The organism is Arthrobacter sp. C9C5 (assembly GCF_013359735.1).
GTDB lineage: Bacteria > Actinomycetota > Actinomycetes > Actinomycetales > Micrococcaceae > Arthrobacter.
Genome location: NZ_JABFMX010000001.1, coordinates 189,318 through 203,314 on the forward strand (window position 1 = coordinate 189,318; position 13,997 = coordinate 203,314).

At 68.7% G+C, this 13,997-nt stretch carries 16 protein-coding genes and 1 riboswitch; of the genes, 5 read left to right on the forward strand and 11 right to left on the reverse strand.

Features of this window, described 5'->3' with window-relative positions; genetic code table 11:
- A complete protein-coding gene (locus tag HNO80_RS00925; RefSeq protein WP_175320975.1) occupies positions 1 to 255 on the reverse strand; it encodes a hypothetical protein in 255 nt (84 codons plus the stop codon).
- 200 nt (positions 256 to 455) lie between these two features.
- A riboswitch (cyclic di-AMP (ydaO/yuaA leader) is annotated at positions 456 to 621 on the forward strand.
- Positions 622 to 625: 4 nt separating this feature from the next.
- Here HNO80_RS00925 and HNO80_RS00930 point away from each other — a divergent pair.
- The gene (locus tag HNO80_RS00930; protein ID WP_175320976.1) at positions 626 to 1,381 is read left to right on the forward strand and encodes an NlpC/P60 family protein; all 756 of its coding nucleotides are present in this window, start codon (positions 626 to 628) and stop codon (positions 1,379 to 1,381) included.
- A gap of 99 nt (positions 1,382 to 1,480) precedes the next feature.
- On the opposite strand, the gene HNO80_RS00935 is transcribed toward HNO80_RS00930, so the two are convergent.
- Positions 1,481 to 2,038: a dihydrofolate reductase family protein gene (locus HNO80_RS00935; RefSeq protein WP_175320977.1), complete on the reverse strand. Its 558-nt coding sequence runs from the start codon at positions 2,036 to 2,038 to the stop codon at positions 1,481 to 1,483.
- Between the two features lie 255 nt (positions 2,039 to 2,293).
- Here HNO80_RS00935 and HNO80_RS00940 point away from each other — a divergent pair, with 255 nt between their 5' ends.
- Positions 2,294 to 2,491 carry a helix-turn-helix transcriptional regulator gene (locus HNO80_RS00940; protein WP_349627135.1) on the forward strand — a complete coding sequence of 66 codons (198 nt, stop codon included), beginning with the start codon at positions 2,294 to 2,296 and terminating at the stop codon, positions 2,489 to 2,491.
- Positions 2,491 to 3,684, forward strand: a complete 1,194-nt coding sequence (locus HNO80_RS00945; RefSeq protein ID WP_175320979.1) for a type II toxin-antitoxin system HipA family toxin — start codon at positions 2,491 to 2,493, stop codon at positions 3,682 to 3,684. Before HNO80_RS00940 ends, HNO80_RS00945 begins: the two co-directional genes overlap by 1 nt.
- A gap of 34 nt (positions 3,685 to 3,718) precedes the next feature.
- Here HNO80_RS00945 and HNO80_RS00950 read toward each other — a convergent pair whose 3' ends face one another.
- Together HNO80_RS00950 and HNO80_RS00955 are read right to left on the reverse strand one after the other, a co-directional pair.
- On the reverse strand, positions 3,719 to 4,096 hold the full coding sequence (locus HNO80_RS00950; protein WP_175320980.1) for a cupin domain-containing protein: 378 nt from the start codon (positions 4,094 to 4,096) through the stop codon (positions 3,719 to 3,721).
- Between the two features lie 85 nt (positions 4,097 to 4,181).
- The gene (locus HNO80_RS00955; RefSeq protein WP_175320981.1) at positions 4,182 to 5,657 is read right to left on the reverse strand and encodes a DUF5129 domain-containing protein; all 1,476 of its coding nucleotides are present in this window, start codon (positions 5,655 to 5,657) and stop codon (positions 4,182 to 4,184) included.
- Positions 5,658 to 5,760: 103 nt separating this feature from the next.
- Between HNO80_RS00955 and HNO80_RS00960 the strand changes: the two genes are divergently transcribed.
- Together HNO80_RS00960 and HNO80_RS00965 are read left to right on the forward strand one after the other, a co-directional pair.
- Complete coding sequence (locus HNO80_RS00960; protein ID WP_249777080.1) at positions 5,761 to 6,321, forward strand: LpqB family beta-propeller domain-containing protein; 561 nt, start codon at positions 5,761 to 5,763, stop codon at positions 6,319 to 6,321.
- A complete protein-coding gene (locus HNO80_RS00965) occupies positions 6,318 to 8,024 on the forward strand; it encodes a DUF5671 domain-containing protein (RefSeq protein ID WP_175320982.1) in 1,707 nt (568 codons plus the stop codon). Before HNO80_RS00960 ends, HNO80_RS00965 begins: the two co-directional genes overlap by 4 nt.
- Positions 8,025 to 8,115: 91 nt before the next feature.
- Here the strand turns inward: HNO80_RS00965 and HNO80_RS00970 are convergent, their stop codons facing one another.
- From HNO80_RS00970 to HNO80_RS18105, 7 genes are all read right to left on the reverse strand, one after another.
- On the reverse strand, positions 8,116 to 9,786 hold the full coding sequence (locus HNO80_RS00970; protein WP_349627137.1) for a SulP family inorganic anion transporter: 1,671 nt from the start codon (positions 9,784 to 9,786) through the stop codon (positions 8,116 to 8,118).
- 109 nt (positions 9,787 to 9,895) lie between these two features.
- Positions 9,896 to 10,171 (reverse strand): hypothetical protein, encoded by a 276-nt coding sequence (locus HNO80_RS00975; protein WP_249777081.1) that lies wholly within the window; start codon positions 10,169 to 10,171, stop codon positions 9,896 to 9,898.
- Between the two features lie 32 nt (positions 10,172 to 10,203).
- A complete protein-coding gene (locus HNO80_RS00980) occupies positions 10,204 to 11,370 on the reverse strand; it encodes a cation:proton antiporter (RefSeq protein WP_175320984.1) in 1,167 nt (388 codons plus the stop codon).
- A gap of 177 nt (positions 11,371 to 11,547) precedes the next feature.
- A complete protein-coding gene (locus HNO80_RS00985; protein WP_175320985.1) occupies positions 11,548 to 12,543 on the reverse strand; it encodes a sensor histidine kinase in 996 nt (331 codons plus the stop codon).
- Positions 12,544 to 12,550: 7 nt separating this feature from the next.
- Positions 12,551 to 13,225, reverse strand: a complete 675-nt coding sequence (locus HNO80_RS00990; protein WP_175320986.1) for a response regulator transcription factor — start codon at positions 13,223 to 13,225, stop codon at positions 12,551 to 12,553.
- A 5-nt stretch (positions 13,226 to 13,230) separates the two neighbouring features.
- Positions 13,231 to 13,767 carry a DedA family protein gene (locus HNO80_RS00995; RefSeq protein WP_349627139.1) on the reverse strand — a complete coding sequence of 179 codons (537 nt, stop codon included), beginning with the start codon at positions 13,765 to 13,767 and terminating at the stop codon, positions 13,231 to 13,233.
- 2 nt (positions 13,768 to 13,769) lie between these two features.
- Positions 13,770 to 13,994, reverse strand: a complete 225-nt coding sequence (locus tag HNO80_RS18105) for a hypothetical protein (RefSeq protein ID WP_349627140.1) — start codon at positions 13,992 to 13,994, stop codon at positions 13,770 to 13,772.
- Positions 13,995 to 13,997 lie beyond the last annotated feature (3 nt).

The following is a 13,997-nucleotide window of genomic DNA, read 5'->3' on the forward strand; positions in this document are numbered from 1 at the left end:
CTACTTGCCGGGTCGGCGCTCCACAACGGCATACGCCTTGCCGTCGAGGAACTGCCAGTCGGTCACCACCATGAAACCGAGCGCGTCCACGCGGTCATTCAGGACGTGGATGTCGAAGCCGCCGTCGCGCGGTTCCGCGTCCCAGGTAGCTACGTGGATTTCCTTCCCCTCGAGAACCAGCAGCTCTGTGTTGACGTCAAAATCCTCCTGCGGCTGATCGCTGAGCTGGCAAATTGCGACACAGTGGCTGTTCATAACGGGGCCTCCGCTCGGGGAACGCTGGGTGCCCTCATCCTATGGCCGGCGGGTACTGGCGCCCTAGGGTTTTTCCTTACCAGGACACGACTCCGTTATCTGAATGTGACATTCCCGCCAGGGCCCGTTACCGTAGATGGGTGCCTGTTTGTTTCCGATACGGGCGCTCCCGAGCCGATTGCCTAACTCTGCCGCGGCCTGGGATCCGAATGCAACCTTTCTGGCAGAGACGGGGAAACCACTTTTGACCTGCAGTCTTAGCAGGTCTTGGGGTGAAGCCGCACAGCGCCCGCACTGACGGGCCCGCGGCCGGGTGCCTCCCATCCGAATCCGACAGCTCACCTCGCAGGCATTGGGAGAGGCTACAAACATGACTTCAAGCATTACTTCTGCGCGCCATCGTTCCGACGCCTCCGCCGGACGGGCCTCAGCATTCTCGGGCAAATCAGGCACCATCGGCCGTCAGGCCGCAGTAATCTTCGCAGCCTCCGGCCTCGTCCTCACGAGCGGAATGGCAGCCAATGCAGCTGTCGCCCCGGCCGAAAACAAGGCCGCCCCGGCGTCGTCGGTTGACGTCGGCAGCAAGGTCTCCGCGCCGGTTACCGCTGATTCCGCAGTTCAGATCAGCTTCGCCCGCCCGGCAGTCGCCACCACGCCGGCACCCGTGATCGAGCAGCCCAAGCCCGTCGCCGCCCCTGCGGTTAACGCCGCGCCGGCGGTCGCGCCGGCTCCGGCACTCGCGCCGGCGGCGCCGCAGGTCAGCGTTCAGGCGAAGGCTGCCGTGGCACCTGCCCCGGCAGCCGGCGGAGCCAACGCCGCGATGCTCTCGGCCGCCTACAGCCAGATCGGCATCACCCAGGACTGCACCGCCATGGTCGAGAAGGCCCTCGGTGCGGCCGGCATCCACGTGGGCGACCTCGGTCCCCAGCAGTTCATGAACTACGGCAAGGTTGTGGGCTCCCCGCAGCCCGGCGACATGATTGTCCAGTCCGGCCACGTGGCCATCTATGCCGGTGGCGGCCAGGTCATCAGCGGCGGCATGAACGGCAGCAACCAGACGATCAAGCACCCCCTGTCCTGGCTGACCGCCACGGGTGGCGTGACCTTCGTCCGCGCCGGCGCATAGCAAAAAGCGGTAAGAACCTCTTTCCAGGGCCGGTGGTCGGCTGCCGTTATGGCAGCTGGCCACCGGCTTTTGTGCAGGTTCTTCGCCGGCCGGCGATGCTCAGCTGGCGTACCGCAGCAGGACGACGCCGTTGCCGAAAGCACGGGTGCCGGCGAGCGTCAGCGCGGTCCCGTCATCCGAGGCCTTGAACAAAGGCTTGCCGCGCCCGATCAACACCGGGTGCACGTAAATCCAGTACTCGTCAATGAGCCCGAGCCGGCGGAAGGTATCGGCGAGGTCCGCCCCGCCCAGTGCCATGTCGCCGCCGGGCTGCGACTTCAGTGCCAGCACTTGGTCGGCGACGACGTCGCGCACCACCGTGGTGTTCCAGCCGGCCCGCTCCAGCGTCCTGGAGTAGACAATCTTCGGCATGTCCCGCCAAATTTTGGCGAACTCGACCACGGCCGGTGTGCTGGACGGATCCTGGTCCGCCGTCGGCCAGAAGTCGGCCATCAGTTCGTAGGTCACGCGGCCGTCCAGGAAGGCGCCCATAGAGGCCAGCTGCTCGTTGAAGTGGCTGTGGAGTTCTTCGTCCACCGTGTGCCAGTCAATCTCTCCATTTGGCCCCTCGAAAAAGCCGTCGAGGGAGACCTGAAGGGCAAGGATGATCTTCCGCATGGGCCAGAGCCTACGCCCGGACGAACCGTTGCGGGAAGGCTGTGGTCGGCCCGGATGACCGGCAACATACTGCCGTTTGGGTTCTGAGCTTGTGCTGCCGGCTCGGGAACAGTCAATTTCGGCAGTATCTTGCCGAATGGGCAATTTTCGGGCACTATTGGGGGAGTCCTGCTGAGGGATCGGCAAAATGATGCCGATATGGCGAGGCCAGGACATGAGACCGCGACACGGTGTGTGCGCAGCGAAGGAGTGCCTGTGAGCGACGTGGCGGCGATTGCCGAGGGGATCCGCCGGACCCGCAAGGAGGCCGGTCTGACCCAGGAGGACCTGGCGCATCTGGCCGGCACCTCGGAGCGTACCGTCCGCGCCATCGAGACCGGGAGCGGCAACCCGTCGCTGCAGGCCGTGGTGGCGGTGGCGAACGTGCTCGGCCTGAAACTCGCGGTGGGCTGATGCCGGCCGAACTCCAGGACCTGAGGTTCGTCAGGGCGGCGGACGTCTACAAGAACGGCCGCCTGGCCGGCCACCTCGCACGGACAGGCACCGGGGGAGTGCGGTTCTCCTACCGGCCTGACTATCTCGCAGGCGGGCAACCCGCCGTCGCCATCTCCCTGCCCCCGTCCGAGGCGGCGGTGGAAGCCCCCGCCGGGGCGCTGCCCGCCTTCTTCGCCGGGCTCCTTCCCGAGGGCCACCGGCTCACCGTGCTGAAGAACGCCACCAAAACCAGTTTCGACGACGAGTTGACCCTGCTCCTCGCCGTCGGGGCGGACGTTCCCGGCGACGTGCAGGTGGTTCCGGCAGGAGAGCCGCCGGCCGAGCCGGCGGCCCTGGCCGATACCTCGCGGCCCGAGGAACTTGATTTCTCCTTCCTCGCCAACACCGTGGACCTGCACGGCATCCCGGGGGTACAACGCAAGACCAGCGCCTCCATGCTGACCACGCCGCTGGCCCTGCGCGGGCACCGCTACCTGCTGAAGCTCGATCCGCCGGAACACCCGCACCTGGTGGAAAACGAGGCCGCCCACCTGAAAGGTGCGAAGGCGCTGAAGATCCCCGTCGCAAAAAGCTCCGTCATCGCCGACCGGAACGGCCTGCCCGGACTCCTCGTCGAACGGTTCGACCGGGTCAAGACGGCCGACGGCGCATGGCACCGGCTGCCGCTCGAAGACGGCACCCAGGTGCTGGGCCTCCCGCCGGCGTCCAAGTACGGGGTGGGCTCCGAGGATGTTGCGGCTGCGCTGGCCCGGATGTGCAAGGCGCCGGTGGTTGCCAGCCGCAACCTGTACCTCCAGTTCCTCTTCGCATGGCTGACCGGAAACGGTGACCTTCACGCCAAGAACCTGGCCATCCTGGGCGGTCCCGCCGGTTTCGTGATGGCCCCTGTCTACGATGTTCCGTGCACCCTCCTGTACGGGGACGAGACCCTGGCCCTCCCCGTCGCCGGCAAGACCCGGAACCTCAAGGCCAGGCACTGGGCCGAATTCGCCAACACACTCGGGTTGCCGCGGCGGGCCGCGGAGAGCGCCAACCGAACCGCGCTTGCGGCGGCGGACGCCATCCGCCTCGAAGACTTGCCGTTCTCCGGTTCCCCGCTACGCGGAGCACAGCGGGAACTGCGGTTCAGGCGCCAGGAGATCAACGCCTGAACCGGGGCTTAGAAGGCCCAGCCCTCGCTGCGCCCTATTCCGCGGCCTTGGCGAAGGTGGCCGCGCTCAGGAACTCGACCCCGACAAACGGGTCTCCACCTTCAACCCAGGCGTCGTGGCCCGGCGGAATGGTGTAGGAATCACCGGCGGCGATGTCGATGCGGCCGCCGTCGGTGGTCTCGACGGCCAGCCTGCCGGACACGCAGAACCCAACGTGGCTGTTCTGGCACGAATCAGTGTGCACCACGGGTTTGATGCATTCGGACCAGCGCCATCCCGGCTCAAAGCTGAACCGGCCGATCGTGTAGTCGCCGACGGACACGATGTCGACCTCGGTCTTGTCCGGACGGCGCTTCTCATCGGGCGAGTTGTGAGACTTCACCTGCAGCTGGGTAACAACGTTTGTGGTCATTGCACTCCCTCTTTTCGATCAGGGAATTTAACTGCTTACGGAGCCAAGCGTCCTCGCTTGGCCGCCCGTTGTCGATACACATTTCTTAGAAGCTGGACGAGCTCCCCGAGCCGGAAAAGCTGCCGCCGCTGCCGCCGTATCCTGTGGTGGAACCGCCCCTGGCGGAGCTGACGCTGCTGACGCCGGTGCTGAAACCACTGTTGAAAGTGGGGACCGAGAAGAAGTAATACGAGGGGTACACCGTGCCCAGGATGCTGGGCTCATAGCTGCGCCGTTGCTTCTTGCCGGTCCCCGCCTGGGCCTCCTCCATTTGCTTGCGCATGAGCTTGGCCTCGCGCTCGTTCCGGGCGAAGCCGGCGATCACCGTGTCCGCGTGGCTCTTGAGCAGCTCCGAGAGCTCGGTCCTGGCATCGCGCAGCCGGTCCAGCGCGGTTTCTGGCGTGATGCTGCCGTCGGAGAGTTCCGCGGTCCAGCGTTCGATGTCCCGCTGGCTGCGGTCGCGGAAGGACCGGAGTGCGGCAGCCGTGGCCGAATCGCCCTCCCCGTGGCTCTTGGCGAGCATGCCCTCGATGCCCGCCAGATCGGTGCGGAAGGGGGCGAGCTGTCGGTCCCACGCCGTCGCCCAGATCGACCCGCGGTTCAGCAGGGCATTCGTGTCGGCTATTACGTCATCCAAGGCATCGAGTTCGGCGGCAGAATCGGCGTACTGCCGGGCCAGCGACAGGCTAGACCGGCGCCCGAGCTGCCGCGGCGTCAGGGTATGCACCTGGTTGGAGAGCCCGGTGGCCGTGCTGTAGCGGCTCAGGAAGGTGCGGTGCTTCTCCAGCACGGTGCTCCCGTACCGCGACGACTCGGGGATTGTGCTGGCATTGAGTTCGGTCACCTGCAGGTCCATGCTTACGTTGGCATAGTTCGCGTCGCCGCGAACTATCTCTTTGCGACTCCCCACCCGAGTCCGCCAGCGCACCAGCAACCAAGTGCCCGCACCGGCCACCGCGGCCCCCACAGCGCTCCAGGCCGTGACGAGGAAGGCAGTTGAGCGGTACCACGGCTGGTTGATCAGCTCTGCGCCGCGCCGAATGCCGGCAATGGTCCCATCTGTCCACTGCGCGTCGCGCAGCAGTTCCTTGGCGGCGTCCTGGATGTCAGCGCGCTGCTCGAGGGACACCTTCCGGTCCTCGCCCATGTATGTTCCGACGTGCCGGCCCACCGGATCCAGCGCGAAGATGAAGAGGCCGTCTGCCCACTTCTGCCCGTCCTTGCTGATCCAGTCCGGGTGCTCGGCGCGGGCGAAGCGCAGCACCTCTTCGTTGAGGTTGTCCGCCGTGCTGCCCTTGTACGTGTAGACGGCCACCTTGGTGGGCTCGTAGAACTCAATCTGCCGCACCGCAGGGAGCAGGGTGTTGCGGTCGAGGACCCCCGCCCGGTCCTCCACGACGACGTCGGCTGGCGGGACGGCGAGCGCCGCCGGTGCGGCGACCAGCAGGATGGCCACCGGGGCGATGAACAGCAGCAGGGCGCCCGCCAGTTTCGGGCCAATGATTTTCCGCATGATCCCCATCGCCTGAGAGTAGTGCCTGCCGCCAGCGTCGTCGAGCCGCGGAGGCGCTGAAAGGGCCTAAAGACACCATGACGGGGCATCGCGGCCCCTCCATACTGACGGCATGAGTGAACCGCCGAGCGGCCCCGAACGACCGGCCACAGCACGCGGCGACGGTCCGCACGGCAAGGATCCGGTCCCGGGACCGGCCGCGGCCGGGGCGCCGGTCCCTGACCGGCACCGGCCCGACCGGGTGCTGCTGGGCATCGTTGCTGCGATCGCCGTGCTGGTGGTGGTCGCGCTGGCGGTGGTCTTCCTTCGCGGGGAGCCGCAGCCGCTGGATGAGTCGTCCCCGGCCGGGGTGGTGCAGCGCTACAGCAGGGCCGTCATCGACGCGGACACCGCCGTCGCGGACGCCTACCTTACCGACGCCGCCCGGTCCCGCTGCGCCAACTTCTACGGCAGTGCCCAGGCCAGCCGGGTGGTCCTAATCTCCACCACCGAACGGGGGGACACCGCCACGGTGAAGGTCTCGGTGGTGCACTCGGCGTCGGACGGCCCGTTCGGCCCCTCCGAATACGCCGAGGAGGCCGTCATCGGTCTAGTGAAGGAGGCCGGCAAGTGGATGATCAACGATCTGCCCTACAGCCTCCAGACCTGCGCCGGCGGGGTGTTGAAAAAGTGAGCGCCACCAGGGTGTCCGTCGGACCTGCGGCGGGGTCGGCGCAGGCGAAGGTCCGCCGCCTGGTGGTCTTCGTGTTGCTCTTTGCCCTCGTGGTGATCGCCGCCAACGGGCTCAGCGGCCTGCTGGAACGGCTGCTGCGCTCCGGCCAGGTGCTGGCCGGAGAAGGGGTCGCAGGGCTGGCGTTGTCGCTGGCGTTCACACTGATCGGTGGCCCGTTCGCCGCGCTGCTCTGGTGGTTCGTCTGGCGGCGGCTGGACGAGGAAGCGGAGCGGGCGGCCACGTCGTGGGGCCTCTACGTCGCCGCGGTTTACACGATTTCGCTGATCCTCTCTGTGACGTCCCTGCTGGCGATGGCGGCCTCGTTCATCGCCGACGAAAATCCGGAGTGGCGGTCGCCGCTGTCCGTCGGGGTGGTCTGGGCCCTGGTGTGGGTGTGGCACCGCTGGATGTGGCGGTATCCGGCCCGGTGCCCGCTCAAGCTCGCGAACGTGCCTGCCGTCATCGGCACCTATTTCGGGCTGGGAGTCGGAGTGGGCGCCGCGGTGACGGCCCTCGGCGGCCTGCTGGACGTCGCCATCCGCGGATCGATGGAGCTCACGTCGATTGTTGACCCGTGGTGGCAGTCCACCCTGCAGGATCTGGTCTGGGCGGCCGGCGGGGGCCTGGTCTGGTGGTGGCACTGGGGCCGGGGTGGTGCGCGCCGGCTGCGGGGCGGGTTCGCCGATGTGGGGCTGGTCGTCGTCGGTGTGCTGGCGGCGGGCCTGCTCGCCCTGGGCGGGGCCGGGACCGTCCTTTTTGTCCTGCTCCGACTGGCCTTTGACCGGCAGGATTCCCTGATGGAACTGCTGGCGCCCCTCGGCGTCGCGATCGCCTCGGCCGCCGTCGGCTCGCTGGTCTGGCGCTACTACCGGACCATTGCGGTCAGCCGCGCCGAAAGGACCAGGCAGGCGGGGGTGCTGGTGACGTCGGGTGTGGCCCTGGCGGCGGCCGCCACCGGCGTCGGCGTGGTCGTGAACGCGGCCCTCTCCATCGCGGTCTCGCCGTTGGCCGGAGGCAACGCCCGCACCCTGCTGCTCGGCGGCATGAGTTCCCTCGCCGTGGGCGGTTGCGTCTGGTGGCTTGCGTGGCGGCCGGCGAGGCAGCACCGGCTTGAAGGCGCGGTCCCGCTCGGGCGGCGCGTCTATCTCATCGCGGTGTTTGGCCTCAGCGCCGTGGTGGCCCTGGTTGCCCTCCTGATGGTCGGCTACCGGGTCTTCGAGTATTTTCTGGGCGACGTGACGGGCGGCAGCCTGGTGGACCGGATCCGCGCACCGCTGGGCCTGCTGGTGGCCACAGGCCTGGCCGCCGGCTACCACTTTGCCGTCTGGCGGCAGGACAGGTCCCGGCCGGCAGCCGCGGGGCCCGGCCGGAAACGGATGGTCGGGCACGTGATCCTCGTGGCGGGCTCCGACCCGGAGCCGCTGCGCCGCACCATCGAGGAGCTCACGGGGGCCGCGGTCACTGTCTGGAGCCGGGACGACGCAGCCGTGCCCGTGCCCGTGCCCGCGGGCGCCGTGCCTGCCGGCGCCGCGCCCGTCGCCGGCGTGTCCGAGGGGGACCCCGGCGGGCGGCTGGCTGACGCCCTGGCCGGGGTGAGCGCCAAGCGCGTGCTCGTCGTCACGGGTCCCGGCGGCAGCGTGGACGTCATACCGCTGCGCGGCTGAGAACGCGGGGGCCGAAGTCGTTGACCTCACCGAGGAGCCCGCAGGCAGCATCACCGGGGTAGCCGGTTAGTCCAGGACCCGCCGGCCAGGATCACGGAAGCCCGAATTCCCTGCGGTAGGAACGCACGGCGTTGTGCACCGTGGGAAAAAAGTGGTCCGGGCCGAACCGGCTGCTGACGCCGAAGCGGATCAGCCGGTCCTTGATCGGCCCCTTCATCTCGGCGAACACCAGGCTGATGCCTTTCCGGGCGAGTTCGTCGTCGAGTTCCACGAGGTCATCCAGGGCGGTGGTGTCGAGGTCCGTGATGGCCTCCGACGCCACCACCACCCACCGTACGGCTCCGGGGGCCTGTGCCACGAGCGTGCGGATGTGGTCGGCAAACACCGCCCCGTTGGCGAAAAACAGCGGGGCGTCGAAGCGGGCAATCACCAGTCCCGGCACCCGGTGGCCTTCCGGGTGCCGGTTGAGGTCGTGGTAGCCGGGCATGTCCTCGACACTGGCCAGCTCCGTGCGGTAAGGGTCCCAGGCGCGCAGGACGAAGGCGATCAGGGACAGGCCAATTGCGACCACGATGCCCTCGAGGACGCCGACGAAGGCGACGCCGAGGAACGTCGCGAGGAGCAGCGCGGTTTCGGTCCGGCTCATCCTGATCAGCCGCACGAGGGTCTTGACGTCAATGATCGAGGCCGCCGCAAGGATTACGACGGCGGCCAGGGTGCTGGAGGGCAGGAACGCCGTGACCCCCGGCGCGGTGATCATGAACAGCACCACAAGGGCTGCCGCGATGACGCCGCTGAGCGGACTGCGCGCCCCGGCCTCAAGCGCGATCGGGGTGCGGGAAGCGCTGCCGGAAACCGGAAAACCGCCGAACAGTCCGCAGGCCGCATTGGCGAAGCCGAGCGCGCCCATTTCCTGGTTCCCATTCACGCGGGAACCGCGCCGGCGCGCGAGGCTCGTCGAGAGCACCGAGGTGTCCGCGAAGGCGATCAGCGCGATGCCAGCCGCGGGTCCCAGCAGGGCAAGGACTTCCTCCGGCCGGACGCTGCCGAGCGCGGGCACCGAAGGCTCCGCCGGGAGGGCGCCCACCACCGGAACGGCCCCGCCCAGCCCGGCCGCGGCGGTGACAGCCATGGAAGCCAGCACGGCCAGCAGCACACCGGGGACCTTCCATGGCAGCGCCCGGCAGCCGAGGATGACCGCGATGGTACCGGCTCCGAACAGCAGTGCCAGCGGATTAGCGGTGCCCTGGAGCAGGGCCCGCCCTGTTCCGCCAAGGCTGCCGGCGAGTGAACCGGCGTCGGCCGGGATGCCGAACAGCTTGGGCAGCTGGCTGGCGATCACGACGAGTGCTATGCCGTTCAGGTAGCCTACGCGGATGGGCTTGGACAGCAGGCCGGTGACGAAGCCGAGTTTGAGGAACCTGCCAACGATCAGCATCGCCCCTATCAGCAGCGAAAGCACCCCGGCCAGGGCCACGGCATGGCCGGACGCCCCGCCTGCCAGTGGGAGGATCGCCGCGGCGATCATCGGCGCGAGGGAGGAGTCCGGCCCGACGATCAGCACCCGCGAGGGGCCGAACACTGCGTACGCGAGCAGGGGAACCACCGAGGCGTAGAGACCGGTGACGGCGGGCAGGCCAGATGCCTCGGCGTAGGCCATGCCGGCCGGGATCAACGCGGCGCTCAGGGCCGCGCCCGCAGCCAGGTCGGCCTTCAGCCAGGAGCGACGGTAGTCGAGGACAATCTTGAGGCCGGGCGGCACACTTCCGATCCAGCGGCGGCGCACGGCGGCCCCGGCTCAGTTCCAGGCTGGTGACGAGTTGGCGGGCTTCATGCTCGATTCTACGTCCGCCGACCGGCCGGACTCTGGCCTAGATGCAGCTTGGCTGGAAGGCGGGGTCGGCCGGCAGACCGGGCGGGCGCCCGAGCGCGTTGGAGACCAGCCGCTGAACGACCGGATCGATCGGCGTCTGGTCGTGCTCAATCACATCCACGGGGCACTTGTCCTGGATGGTGATGTTGGTGACCTGCTGCGCTGAGCCGGCCAGGAACTGGCTCTGATAGGGCGTCACCACCTCGTCGTGCGTCGTTGAGATGACCGTGTACGCCGGCCCGGCCAGGAAATCTTCCCGGTAACAGGACAGCAAGGCTGCACATTTTCGCCCTTTCCGGGCCACGGCTAGCCGCTTCTGCGCTTGGCGTCTCCGGCTTCCAATGGTTGGGCGAAAGTCCTGGCCGCCTGCGATCCGGCCAGGCTGCTCGCGGCTATGGTCACCAGGGCACCCAGGAGCAGGGCGGCGTCCTCGCCGGGCAGCAGTACGTGGAGCTGCGTGCCGATGCTGGCAGCTGCCACCGGCACCCCCAGCTGGGCCGCCGAGAGAACACCGAGCGGAAGGGGGAGTCCGACCGCTCTCAGGCCGGCATGGAGCAGCACCGTCCCGATCCCCAGGGACAGGCCCAGGACCACCATGTCCGGGTGGCCGGCGAGGTCGCGCAGATTCAGGGACGCGCCCAGCCAGACAAAGAAGATCGGGCCGAGAAATCCGTCGCTGACGGCGAAAAGCTGGCGGGCCAGGCGCCTCGGTTCGCCGACGGCGGCCACCACCAGGCCGAAGGAGAAGCCGGCCAGCATCACGGAGACATGACCGAACGTGGCCACTCCGGCCAGCGCGAAGAGCAGGGTCAGCTGGATGCGCAGCTCCAGGGCAAATTTGCGCTCCTCGGAGAGCCGGTGCATGCGCTGCCGGGTGCCGCTCCGCTCCAGGGCGCGCAACGCGAAGAAGAGCGCCATGGCCGCTACCCCCACCGCGAGCGCCCCCAGCGCGGCACGGCCGGCGTTCGGCGGGTCCACGGCCAGTGGCAACGCGACGATGCAGGCGATGTCGGCAATCGCTACCTGGGCTGTCATTGCCACCACCTTCGGTCCGCCCAGGCGCAGGGAGTCGACGATCGGGAGCACCAGGGCGGCTGACGATGAAGCCAGGAGCACCACATAGAGCGGAGCATGGCCGGTGCCAAAGGCCAGGCCCATGCCGGTTCCGATGACCACGGCCGCGCCGGCAGCAACGGCGGCCCGGCCCGATCCCTTTCCCAAGGCGGAGCGGATCTGGGGATCCCTGACCGGCACATGCGTTCCGGCCACGAACATCATCAGCGCAAAGCCGATGTTAGCCAGCAGGCTGAAGGTGGGATCACCCGGATCGACCAGCGAGAGCCCCGTCCGGCCGATCACGACGCCGGCCAGCAGCTCGCCCAGGACGACCGGCAGGCGCCAGCGGACCGGAAGTGCGAGCAAGGGGCCGGCCAGGGCCACGACGGCGATCAGCGCCAGGGACAGAAAAGTCACCGTGGACACAACCCGGCGGTCGCTGACGGCGCAAGCTTCCCCGGCGCAGGTGCCGCCGGTTCAGGCAGGCAAATGACGGAGGCCGCCGCGTCCCTCATTCTGGGGTGTTTCGCCATGGAATGAGACTAGTCCGTCCGCGGTCCGGCGCCCCCGAATGAGTCGCCCGCGCTCCGCGGCTCAGCGCCCGGCGGCGGGAAGGACGATCTTCATGACGGTTCCTTCGTCCCCGGTGCGGGCCACCTCAACCGTGCCGCCGGCGGCCATGGCAATCTCACGGACCAGGGACAAACCGATACCGAAGCTGCGCTGGCTTCGGGCCCCGCCGGCGCTGGGGGTCCTGACGAAGCGCTCGAAGATCCGGTCCTGCTCGACGCCGCTGATCCCGGTACCCGTGTCCGCGACGGTAATGACGGCGTGGTCCTGCTCCGCAGCCGTTGAAATCGTGACGCGTCCGCCGGGCGGCGTGTGGGCGAGGGCATTGTCCGCGAGCGCCAGCACCGCGCGCCGCAGGGCGTTCTGCTCAATCCTGGCCCGTGGCCGGTCGAGAGCGGCGAAGTCCAGGCGCACCTCGTTCGCCGACGCCAGCTGCTGGAGGCTCTCAGCGACGGAAGCGGCGACGTCGGCCAGTTCGACGGGCTCCGCGCCGGGATCGGGTGCCGCGGCCGTAGCGGCCAGCAGCAGTTCGTTGACGATTCCGGTCAGCGTGGCCGCGTCCTCGCGGATCCGGGCCAGGTTCCGGCCCGGCTGGGAGTCCGGCGCGGCGTCGCGCTGCGCGAGCTGGATCCGGGTGTCCAGGATGGCCAGCGGCGTGCGCAGTTCGTGGCTGGCGTCCTGGACGAAGCGGCGCTGCAGGGCCAGCGCCTCGCCCAGCGGGCGGATGGCGCTGCGGGCACTGAGCCACCCCACGAGGCCGGCCAGCGCGATCCCGGCCACTCCGGCGATGATCATCGCCTCCAGCAGGTCCCTGGAATCCAGGTAGGCGTATGTCCCTGCAGCCGCGGCGGGCGGCAACTCCGGATGGGCCAGTTTGTTCATGAGATAGACGGCGGCGACGGCGAGGAGGCAGACCACCATCACCGCGCAGGCGGCGCTGATCCGCACGGCCACCTTGAGCGAGGCCTTGCGAAGGGTGGACTGGTCCGGCGTTCCCCCCGGCACGGTTACCTTGGCCATTGGCTTCCTAACCATGGGCGTCTCCGATCTGGTAGCCGACGCCGTGGACGGTGCGGATGACGGTCTTGGCGATCTTCCGGCGCAGGTGGTGGACGTAGGTGTCGATCACTCCGGGCTGGTCCGTGGTGTGGAAGAAGCTCGCCAGCAGCTCGTCACGGGTGAAGACCCTGCCGGGCTCGGCGGCGAGTGCCCCGAGCACCTCGGCCTCTTTCGCGGTGAGGGACACCTGGCCTCCATACACAGAGCGGACCGAGCGCGATGCCGGGTCGAGTTCCCAGTCGCCGATGCTCATTGGGCCGGCGGGCCGGGCGAAGCTGCGCGTCAGCGCGCGCAGCCGTGCCGCCAGTTCGCCGGCGTCGAACGGCTTGGTGACGTAATCGTTGGCGCCGGCGTCGAGCCCCCGGACCTTTTCGTCCGGGTCGCCCAGCGCCGTCAGAATCAGGATCGGCGCGGCGATGCCCTTGGACCGTAAGGCAGCGATCACGCTGATCCCGTCCATCACGGGCAGTCCGCGGTCGATGACCATGACGTCCCACGGCTCCGTCAGCCCCAGATGCAGGCCGTCCTGGCCGGTGGCGACCAGCCGGACCCGGTAGTCCGGTTCCAGCAGTTCGGCGATCATCGGGCCCAGGACGGGGTCGTCCTCGACGAGCAGCAGGGACGGCCGGTCAGCGGTTGTCATGCCGCCTATTCTTCCGTGGACGTCTTCCCGGTCAGCACGCCCTCCGCCGTGTCGGGTCCAGTTCCGTCTGCACCCGCCGCCCCGTCCGGAGCGGCCGCAGCGGCGGCGCGGCGGTTGCTGCGCCGGCGCTTGAGGAACTGGATCACCCAGGGCGCCACCGAGACGAGGACCATGACGACGGCGATGACGTCGATGTTCTTGGCGATGATCTCGTAGTGTCCCAGCCAGGTGCCCAGCAAAGTCACGGACGTCGCCCAGGCCAGGGCTCCGACGATGTTCCAGAGGGTGAAGGACTTGTGCCCATAGTGGCCGATGCCTGCGGTGAGCGGCGCAAAGGTCCTGACCATCGGCACGAAGCGGGCCAGCACGACGGCGGCGCCCCCGTGGCGGCGGAAGAAGTCCTCCGTGGTGGTCAGATGGGCGGTCTTCAGCACCCTGGCGTCATCCTTGAACCATCTCCGGCCAAAGGTGCGTCCCAGCATGTAGCCGACCTGGTCACCGGCGATGGCGGCCGCGGTCACGACGCCGATCAGCGCCGGCAAGGTCAGGTGCAGCTGCCGATGCAGCAGCCCGGCCGTGAGAGCAGGGAATCGCCGGGCAGGAACGGGAACAGGACACCGGACTCGACGAACACCATGGCCGCGATGACGCCCAGCGCGGCCGGTCCGAGCCCCGCGAGCAGGCTGGCCGGGTCCAGCAGGGAGGGGGTTCCGGCCGCGGCTGCCAGGGCAGGGGCCAGTCCCGAAGACAGGATGCTGTGCACGGTCACGTC

What these genes read in the sequence shown, in the direction of transcription:
- HNO80_RS00925 (WP_175320975.1), bottom strand. Translation starts at nt 255, where the DNA reads ATGAACAGCCACTGTGTCGCAATTTGCCAGCTCAGCGATCAGCCGCAG.
- HNO80_RS00930 (WP_175320976.1), top strand. Translation starts at nt 626, where the DNA reads ATGACTTCAAGCATTACTTCTGCGCGCCATCGTTCCGACGCCTCCGCC.
- HNO80_RS00935 (WP_175320977.1), bottom strand. Translation starts at nt 2,038, where the DNA reads ATGCGGAAGATCATCCTTGCCCTTCAGGTCTCCCTCGACGGCTTTTTC.
- HNO80_RS00945 (WP_175320979.1), top strand. Translation starts at nt 2,491, where the DNA reads ATGCCGGCCGAACTCCAGGACCTGAGGTTCGTCAGGGCGGCGGACGTC.
- HNO80_RS00950 (WP_175320980.1), bottom strand. Translation starts at nt 4,096, where the DNA reads ATGACCACAAACGTTGTTACCCAGCTGCAGGTGAAGTCTCACAACTCG.
- HNO80_RS00955 (WP_175320981.1), bottom strand. Translation starts at nt 5,657, where the DNA reads ATGGGGATCATGCGGAAAATCATTGGCCCGAAACTGGCGGGCGCCCTG.
- HNO80_RS00960 (WP_249777080.1), top strand. Translation starts at nt 5,761, where the DNA reads ATGAGTGAACCGCCGAGCGGCCCCGAACGACCGGCCACAGCACGCGGC.
- HNO80_RS00985 (WP_175320985.1), bottom strand. Translation starts at nt 12,543, where the DNA reads ATGGCCAAGGTAACCGTGCCGGGGGGAACGCCGGACCAGTCCACCCTT.
- HNO80_RS00990 (WP_175320986.1), bottom strand. Translation starts at nt 13,225, where the DNA reads ATGACAACCGCTGACCGGCCGTCCCTGCTGCTCGTCGAGGACGACCCC.